6 protein-coding genes are annotated in these 8,133 nt (G+C 63.4%); 1 reads left to right on the plus strand and 5 read right to left on the minus strand.

The features are described from left to right. Window positions 1-123: 123 nt before the first annotated feature. The 3 genes from ppx to K7H91_RS25045 all read right to left on the minus strand — a co-directional run bounded on the left by ppx (window position 124) and on the right by K7H91_RS25045 (window position 4,925). Window positions 124-1,644: an exopolyphosphatase gene (gene ppx / locus K7H91_RS25035; RefSeq protein ID WP_230722887.1), complete on the minus strand. Its 1,521-nt coding sequence runs from the start codon at window positions 1,642-1,644 to the stop codon at window positions 124-126. A gap of 11 nt (window positions 1,645-1,655) precedes the next feature. Next, window positions 1,656-3,842: an RNA degradosome polyphosphate kinase gene (locus K7H91_RS25040; protein ID WP_230722888.1), complete on the minus strand. Its 2,187-nt coding sequence runs from the start codon at window positions 3,840-3,842 to the stop codon at window positions 1,656-1,658. Window positions 3,843-3,989: 147 nt separating this feature from the next. Continuing rightward, entirely contained in the window at window positions 3,990-4,925 is a 936-nt protein-coding gene (locus tag K7H91_RS25045; protein WP_230722889.1) for an AraC family transcriptional regulator, read from the minus strand. On the opposite strand from K7H91_RS25045, the gene K7H91_RS25050 reads away from it, so the two are divergent. After that, window positions 4,924-5,331: a DUF2000 family protein gene (locus tag K7H91_RS25050; RefSeq protein WP_230722890.1), complete on the plus strand. Its 408-nt coding sequence runs from the start codon at window positions 4,924-4,926 to the stop codon at window positions 5,329-5,331. The two genes, K7H91_RS25045 and K7H91_RS25050, sit on opposite strands and share 2 nt — an antisense overlap. Window positions 5,332-5,370: 39 nt before the next feature. On the opposite strand, the gene K7H91_RS25055 is transcribed toward K7H91_RS25050, so the two are convergent. After that, window positions 5,371-6,711, minus strand: coding sequence for an esterase-like activity of phytase family protein (locus tag K7H91_RS25055; RefSeq protein WP_230722891.1), 1,341 nt, complete (start codon window positions 6,709-6,711; stop codon window positions 5,371-5,373). An 83-nt stretch (window positions 6,712-6,794) separates the two neighbouring features. Continuing rightward, the gene (gene rnd, locus K7H91_RS25060) at window positions 6,795-7,940 is read right to left on the minus strand and encodes a ribonuclease D (RefSeq protein ID WP_230722892.1); all 1,146 of its coding nucleotides are present in this window, start codon (window positions 7,938-7,940) and stop codon (window positions 6,795-6,797) included. Between the last annotated feature and the right edge of the window lie 193 nt (window positions 7,941-8,133).

An 8,133-nucleotide genomic window follows, 5' to 3' on the forward strand; every position in this document is an offset into this window, starting at 1 on the left:
CAAGGATAAGGGACCATCAAGAACAACAGAGTTGATGACGCGGAATATGGGGAGAGGTTTGTCAGCAAAACTGGACACATGCCGTAAGCGCGGGCCGGTCTCAGTCGACCGTCCAAAAGCGTATCACATGGTCGCGATCGTCAGCTTCTTGCCGGTGAGCTTGGCAAGCTGGTCGAGGCGGCCTTCCACGCGCTCGCCGATGAAATCGGCGTGCTGCTCCGGCACGACGAGTTCCAGATCGAATTCCTTGTCCTTCGCCGGTAGGAAGTCGAGCGCGCCGACGATGCCGGGCATGGAGGCGGAGAACAGGTAGGCGACGCGCAAGAGGCCGCCGAGCAGCTTGGCGCGCTCGAGTAATGCGGGCGTCGCGATCGTGCCCAGACCGTCGGTATGGTCGTCGTCGCGCAGGCCCTCATACCGGTAGTAATTGGTGAGCGCGATGAAGGCGCGGCCGGGATGGGTGATGCCGGTGAGCGCCGAGTGGGCGATCACGTTTAGCGACTGTCGTCCGCGGAAATCGGGATGGGCGCGCCAGCTGATATCGGCAAGCAGGCAGGCGGCCTGGCGATAGCGCGCCTCCTCGGGCGTTTCCTCGATGCCGAAACGGCGCAGCATCAGCCCGGTCCAGGCGGCAATTTCGGCGGCGTGCTTGGGCGAGCGGGCCCGCAGCAAGGCAAGCTGGCGGGCGGCAACCAGCAGCGGGTCCTGGTCCTGTTCCTCCGCGCTCAGGAGCGAATAGAGCAGGCCCTCGCGCACGCCCTGCGCGGAAAAGCTGATCGTCTTGGGTTCCATCACGCTCAGCACTTCGCGCATGGCGATCGCGCCGAAGGGCAGCAGCATGCGGCGGTTCTTGGAAACGGCCTGCCAGGCCGGGTCCTTCTGCTCCTCGTCGGCGCCGATGCGGTCGAGAAAGGCCATCATCTCGGCGAAGCCGATCTCGTAGCCCTGCATCATGGTCAGCGGATAATTGTTGATCTCCATGTGGAGCCTGGCGATGTTTCGCCAGGTGCCGCCGACGGCATAGAAGGTGCGGCCGCGGCCTTTTTCCAGGAAGGTGACCTTCTTGACCTGTTTCTTGGCAAAGTTACGCGCCTTGGCCAGCGAGCCTTCCGAGAGCTCCGAAAGGCGGATGCCGCCGAGCGGCAGCGTTATGCCGTCGCCATAGGTCTTGTCCTTGATGTCGATGAGCTCCAGCGAGCCGCCGCCAAGGTCGCCGGCGATCCCGTCGGGCTCGTGAAAGCCGCTGATGATGCCATAGGCGGAATAGAGCGCTTCCTCGCGCCCGGTCAGGACCCGGACATCGATGCCGAGGATCTTCTCCGCCGCCTCGATGAAGGCCGGGCCGTTGCTGGCCTCGCGCGCCGCGGCGGTCGCCAGCACATGCATGGTGACCGAACGCGCTTGGGTGGCAAGCGCCTTGAAGCGCTTCAGCGCCCGCAGCGCCCGTTCCACGCCTTCCTCGTTCATCTTGCCGCTGGCCGCAATGCCGCGGCCGAGCCCGCACAGGACCTTTTCGTTGAAAAGCACGGTCGGCGCGCGCGACAGGCCTTCATAGATGACGATGCGAACCGAGTTCGATCCGATATCGACCACGGAGACAGGGGAGATTCCGCGAAGGCGCCCCTGCGCTTCAGATTCGACCATAAATACCCGGCTTATTTGGTGCGGCCCGAAAGCAGGCCGGCGATGAGCTTCGGCGCACTTGATTTCAGGGCTTCTCCGCGGCCGGACAGGCTCGGATTGGTCATGAAATACTCCTGCGCGTTGAACGGTTCCTCGCCCTCGCGCGGTTCCGTCCGCCGCGAGGTTCCGTCGGGGAGTATCTCGTAGCTCTGCTGATTGTCAATGATATTGCCGAGCATGATCTGGGACAGAACCTGCTCATGCACGGTGGGGTTGGTGACCGGTACGATCGTTTCAACCCGACGATCCAGATTGCGCGGCATCAGGTCGGCCGAGCCGAGATAGACATGGGCGTTTTCCGACGGCAGGCCGTGGCCGTTGCCGAAGCAGTAGATGCGCGAATGCTCAAGAAAGCGACCGACGATCGACTTGACCCGGATGTTTTCCGAAAGCCCCGGCACCTGCGGACGCAGGCAGCAGATGCCGCGCACCACGAGCTCGATCTGCACGCCTTCGCCGCTGGCGCGGTAGAGCGCGTCGATGATCTTGGGATCCACCAGCGAGTTCATCTTCATCCAGATCGCGCCGGGAAGGCCGCTCCTGACATGCTCGATCTCTTCCTCGATATGCTGGAGAATGCGCGGCCGCATGGTCTTCGGCGAGACCGCGATCTGCATGTTTTCTTCCAACTCGCCATAGCCGGTGATGAAGTTGAAGATCTCGGCGACGTCGTTGGCGATCTCGGGATTGCAGGTGAAATAGGAAAGGTCGGTGTAAATTTTGGCTGTGATCGGGTGGTAGTTGCCGGTGCCGATATGGCAATAGGTCCTGAGGTTCTGCTCCTCGCGACGCACCACCATGGAAAGCTTGGCGTGGGTCTTCAGTTCGATGAAGCCGAACACCACCTGCACGCCGGCGCGCTCCAGATCGCGCGCCCAGCGGATATTGGCCTCCTCGTCGAAGCGGGCCTTCAGCTCCACCAGCGCGGTCACGGACTTGCCGGCTTCGGCGGCGTCGATCAGCGCGCGCACGATCGGGCTGTCATTGGAGGTGCGGTAGAGCGTCTGCTTGATCGCCAGCACGTTCGGGTCGCGGGCGGCCTGGATCAGGAACTGGACCACGGCGTCGAAGGATTCGTAAGGGTGATGGACCACGAAATCCTTCTCGCGGATCGCGGCGAAACTGTCACCGAGATGCTCGCGGACGCGTTCGGGAAAGCGCGGGTTGAACGGCTTGAACAGGAGATCGGGGCGTGGCGCCTTGGTGATTTCCGACAGCGTGTTGAGCGCCAGCAGGCCGGGCAGCACGGCCACGCGGTCTTCCGGCACGCCGAGTTCATGGATCACGAAATGGCGCAACGATGCCGGCATCTCGCTGTCGGTTTCGATGCGGATCACCGAACCGCGGCGGCGGCGCTTCAGCGCGCTCTCGAAATAGCGCACCAGATCCTCCGCCTCTTCCTCCAGCTCGATATCGCTGTCGCGGATGATGCGGAACGTGCCGTAGCCCTGCACCTCGTAACCCGGATAGAGCCGGTGGATGAACAGGCCGATCACGTCTTCCATGGTGATATAGCGGATCGCGCCGTCGAGATCCGGCAGGCGGATGAAGCGGTTCATCGAGGGCGGCAGGCGCAGCATCGCGTTCATCGCCTCACGTCCGTGGCGGCTGACGAGCTGCAGCCCCATGGTGAAGCCGAGATTGGGAATGAACGGGAAGGGGTGCGCCGGATCGATCGAAAGCGGCGTCAGAACCGGGAAAATGCCCTGTTCGAATTCATTGGTGAGCCACTGCCGGTCCTCGTCGGACAACACGGTCGGGCGCACGATCATCACGCCTTCATTGGCCATGTATTGCTGGAGCACGGCAAGGGCGGCCTGCTGCTCCATTTGCAGATTGTCGATTTCGCGCAGGATATCGGCAAGCTGCTCGGCCGGCGTCTTGCCGTCGGCGGACAGCATGGTGACGCCCTGGCGCACCTGACCCTCGAGGCCGGCCACGCGGACCATGAAGAACTCGTCGAGATTGGCCGCGGAGATCGACAGGAACCGCACCCGCTCCAGCAGCGGGTGGGCCGGGTTCAGGGTTTCCTCGAGCACCCGGCGGTTGAACTGCAGCCAGGAGAATTCGCGATTGATGAACCGCGCCGGGCTCTTGGAAAGATCCTCGGCGGCGCCCAATTCGACGATTTCCGAAACGCTCGAAGACAGGTCGTTCATGATGTGCGTTCTTCCTCTTGCTGGCCGGATATCGGCATGCGGTCGTTGATCATTTGCCGCTTAGCCCAGTTTAGCAACGATACTATGACATATAGCAGTTTTGTAGCGATTGCCCCGCATTTCAGGCGCGAATTCGCATTCAGCGTCTCAACCCGCGGCAGTGCCGAGGGGAACGGAATTCCGTTTCTCCTCCACCTGCGCGGCAAGGGTCAAAGCCCGAAACCGCCCGGGCGGCATGCCGTAGGTCTTGGCGAAATGGCGGGTCATGTGGCTCTGGTCGGCAAAGCCGGAAGCGGTGGCGGCCTCGGCCAGCGGCGCGCCCGCAATGATCATCGCCCTTGCCCGCGAAAGGCGACGCTGGACGAGGTAGCGGTGCGGGCTGGTGCCGTAGAGCGCGCGGAACTGGCGGGCGAGCGTGAACCGGTCGAGGCCGGCGATCTCCTCAAGCCGCTGCGAGTTGATCGCTTCCTCCGCGCATTCGCTCAAGAAGTCGCGGCAAAGCGCGAGCGCCCGGCGGTCGAGGGATTTTGCCGCGCGGCCCCGGGCGTCGCCGAGGCGCAGCAGGTGATGGGCGATCTCGGCGATCAGGCCGTCGCGCTTCAATTCGCCCATTTCGCCGTCGAGTTCGTCGAGCGCCTCGATCAGGCTTGCCCTCAGCGGGCCGTCATCGGCCACGGGATCGCGGACAAAGGGGAGGGCGGTCGCGAGCCCTTCCACGGCTGCCATGATCTTTTCCGGCGGCAAGTAGATCATCCGGTAGGTGAGGCCGTCCTCGCCGCCGGCGCCGCCGTCATGCAACTCATCTGGATGCAGGATGATCAGCCGGCCGGGCGTCGAAAAGCGCGACGCGCCGCGATAGGAAAAGGTCTGGACGCCGGCCATGGTCAGTCCCAGCGCATAGGTGTCGTGGCGGTGCGGCGCAAAGCCATTGCCGGAAAACCGCGCCTCCAGCCGCTCGATGCCATCCTCGGCGGGGGCGGCGAAGATCGCGTCGCGCCTGCACGAACGTTCAAGATCGTCGCCCTTCGCTTTCGCTAGGATGGCGTTCGACCGTTCAAATCCCTTCCCGGAGTTCGCATTCATGTTCGACACCAAATTCGTCATCGTCGTGCGCGAGGATCTTGCGCAATGGCAGAAGCTCAACGTCACCGCCTTTCTTGCGACCGGCGTCGCCGGCGCGGCAGAGGGCCTGTTGGGGGAAGACTACAGGGACGGCGCGGGGAATGTCTATCACCCGATCTCTGCCCAGCCGATCATTGTGCTGTGCGGCGATGGCGACACGCTGAAGAAGGTGCAGACCCGCGCGCTGGAACGCGGCGTGGCGGCGGCGCTCTATATCGAGGAGATGTTTTCGACGGGCCATGACGCCGCCAATCGCGCCGTCTTCGCCGAATTTTCGCCGGAGGACGCCAAGGTGGTCGGCATCGCCTTCCGTGCGGAAAAGAAGATCGCGGACAAGATCACCAAGGGCGCGAAGATGCACCCGTGAGGAGACGCCCGGCCGCCATGGCAGCCGGGCGTTCAGAGATTACTTCGCGTTCAGGAAGTCGGCGACTTCGAGGATCACGAATTCATTGTCGTCGGCGGCATTCAGGCTGCGGCCGGCCGAGAACGGCAGGTTGTTGTCATTGCCGACGATGATGTGGCTGTCGTCGATGACATCGACATCCTCGATGGTGACGAACGGCATGGTGTAGACGCCCTCCTTGTCGCCCTGGCGGGCGACACCGTCGGGGTCCGCGATATTCATCAGATCGATATAGCCGATCTTGCGGGCGGCGCCGTTGACGTTGTCGTCATTCATCTCGATCTTGTAGATGCGCTTCAGTATGGCGGGCTTTTCGAAGCAGCCGGTGGCCGTGTCGGAGGCGCAGGCCATCGACGGGTCGCCTTCGCCGCCATCGCGCTCGATGACGAGGCCGGTGGTGGCGTCGATCATGTTGAAATCGCCGATATTGGTGCCGCCATCGGCGAACGGATAGAGCCAGTAGCGGCCGGTCCATTGCTCGGCGGCGGTATCGAATTCCAGCACGCGCAGCGCCGGCTGGCCGTCGGCCATCTCGGGCTTGCCCTCAACGACGATCGGCTTTTCGAGCATGGCGTAAAGATGCGCACCGTTCGGCGAGATCGCCATGCCCTCGAAGCCGCCCGAGCGCGGCAGATTGTAGGCCGGCATTTCGCCGCCCGGGTTGGGCAGCGACAGCGAGACGTTGTCGGGCGACATCACCGGCTCGCCGTCGGCGAGCGTCTCATAAACCGCCTGCAACTCGCCTGCCTTGTTGAACTTCAGGAGATAGGGGCCGAGCTCGTCGCCGATCCAGAAGCCGTCCTCGACCGGCTGGATCGATTCGATGTCGAAGTCCGCGCCGGTGAGATAGCGGCTGTCGGAGCCTTCGAGCACGATCGGGAAGGGCGCGACCATGTTCGGGTCGGAGAGGAAGATGGTCGTCTTGCTGTCGACCGTGCCGGCATCCCAGTCGAAGCCGAGATGATGGATCATCAGCGCGGCGTCGGAGGAGTTGGCCTTGGAACCGAAACCATTGTCGGAGAGCGACCAGAACGTGCCGTCCCCCATGGCCTTGATACCGGAAAAGCCCTGCACCGGCTGGCCGTCAAACGGCGTCGCAAGCCCGGTTTCGCGTTTGGCGGACATGCCGGGAACGCTGCCGATTGCGGTAACGCGCGGCTGGCCAGGCTTCAGGAACTTCGCCGATGTCTGGATATAGGCGGGCGCGTCCGCCGGCGCGGCGATGATGGTGTTTGCCGGCAGGATGGCGTGGCTGGTGAGCGTTGCCTGGAACTGCGTGTCGTCGGCAAGGGCCGTGCCGACCAGAAGCGTGGCGGCAGCGGCAAGAAAGAGGGTCTTCATGAAATATCCCCGTATGTTGGAAACACGGGGAGCGTTAGCGCGCGCTTATGTCGGCGATTTCACGGAGCGATGAAGCTTTCGTGTCAGACCTCGATCATCTCGACCTTCTTGTCGACGAAGCGCAGCGCGACATCGCCGTTCAGAAGCCTCAGCGCCGGGTCGCCGTAAAGCTTGCGCCGCCAGCCTTTCATCGCCTCGACATCGGCGTTTTCGCCTTCCGCCGCGATCTTGTCGAGATCGTCGGGGGAGGCGATCACGCGGGCGGCGACCTGGTTCTGCTCGGCGACAATCTTGAGCAGCACCTTCAAAAGCTCGGCGGCCGCAGCCGCCCCTTCGGGCATGTGCGGCTGGCGGGGCAGGCGCGGAAGGTCGCCTTTAGGGATGGCGAGCGCCGTCTTGACCGCCTCCAGCAGGCCCGCTGCCGGCTGAGAGCGTTCCCAGCCCTTGGGGATCATCCGCAGCTTCGCCAGCGCCTCCGGCTCGGTCGGATGCTGCTGGGCAATCTCGTAGATCGTGTCGTCCTTCAGCACCCGGCGGCGGGGCTGGTTGCGTTCGCGCGCCTCGTTCTCGCGCCATTCGGCGACCTTCTGCATCACCGCGAAATCGATCGGCTTCTTGATGCGGAGCTTCAGCCGCGTCCAGGCCATTTCCGGCGGCAGGTCGTAGGTCTGCGGGTTTTCGAGGATCGCCATCTCCTCCTCCACCCAGTCGGTGCGGCCCCCGCTTTCAAGCTGCTCCTTGAGCTTCAGATAGACGTCACGCAGATGGGTGACGTCGGCCAGCGCATAGGAAAGCTGCTTGTCGTTGAGCGGACGGGCGCGCCAGTCGGTAAAGCGCGACGACTTGTCGATATGGGCGCCGGTGATGCGGGAGACCAGCTGATCATAGGACACGCTGTCGCCGAAACCGCAGACCATGGCGGCGACCTGGGTGTCGAACAGCGGCGAGGGCAGCATGTTGCCGAGATGATAGACGATCTCGAGGTCCTGCCGCGCCGCGTGAAACACCTTCACCACCGAGGCATCGGCCATCAGCTCGAAGAATGGCTTGAGGTCGATGCCCTTTGCCAGCGGGTCCACCAGCACTTCCAGATCGGGGCTCGCCATCTGGATCAGGCACAGCTCCGGCCAGAACGTGCTTTCGCGGATGAATTCGGTGTCGATCGTGACGAAGTCGGATTTGGCAAGCGTGGCGCAAGCCTCGGCAAGGGCGGCGGTGGTTTCGATCATCTTCAAATATCGTCTCGTTTTTCGCCACCTTTCCTTCGCCTTTGCGGCGGCGATGTCAAGGGAAGGGGCGGCGGGAGCGCGAAAACGCGGGCGGAAAACGGGTCGATCAACTCAGCCGGACGGTCTCGAATGACGCCAGCCCCATACACTCCCGTCATCAACTCTGTTTGATGGTTTGGTCTCTGATCCTTGC

Source organism: Martelella mediterranea (assembly GCF_021021415.1).
Classification (GTDB): domain Bacteria; phylum Pseudomonadota; class Alphaproteobacteria; order Rhizobiales; family Rhizobiaceae; genus Martelella; species Martelella mediterranea_C.

Excerpts from the sequence above, each read along its gene's own strand:
- ppx (WP_230722887.1), bottom strand. The coding sequence starts at position 1,644 with ATGGTCGAATCTGAAGCGCAGGGGCGCCTTCGCGGAATCTCCCCTGTC.
- K7H91_RS25040 (WP_230722888.1), bottom strand. The coding sequence starts at position 3,842 with ATGAACGACCTGTCTTCGAGCGTTTCGGAAATCGTCGAATTGGGCGCC.
- K7H91_RS25050 (WP_230722890.1), top strand. The coding sequence starts at position 4,924 with ATGTTCGACACCAAATTCGTCATCGTCGTGCGCGAGGATCTTGCGCAA.
- K7H91_RS25045 (WP_230722889.1), bottom strand. The coding sequence starts at position 4,925 with ATGAATGCGAACTCCGGGAAGGGATTTGAACGGTCGAACGCCATCCTA.
- K7H91_RS25055 (WP_230722891.1), bottom strand. The coding sequence starts at position 6,711 with ATGAAGACCCTCTTTCTTGCCGCTGCCGCCACGCTTCTGGTCGGCACG.
- rnd (WP_230722892.1), bottom strand. The coding sequence starts at position 7,940 with ATGATCGAAACCACCGCCGCCCTTGCCGAGGCTTGCGCCACGCTTGCC.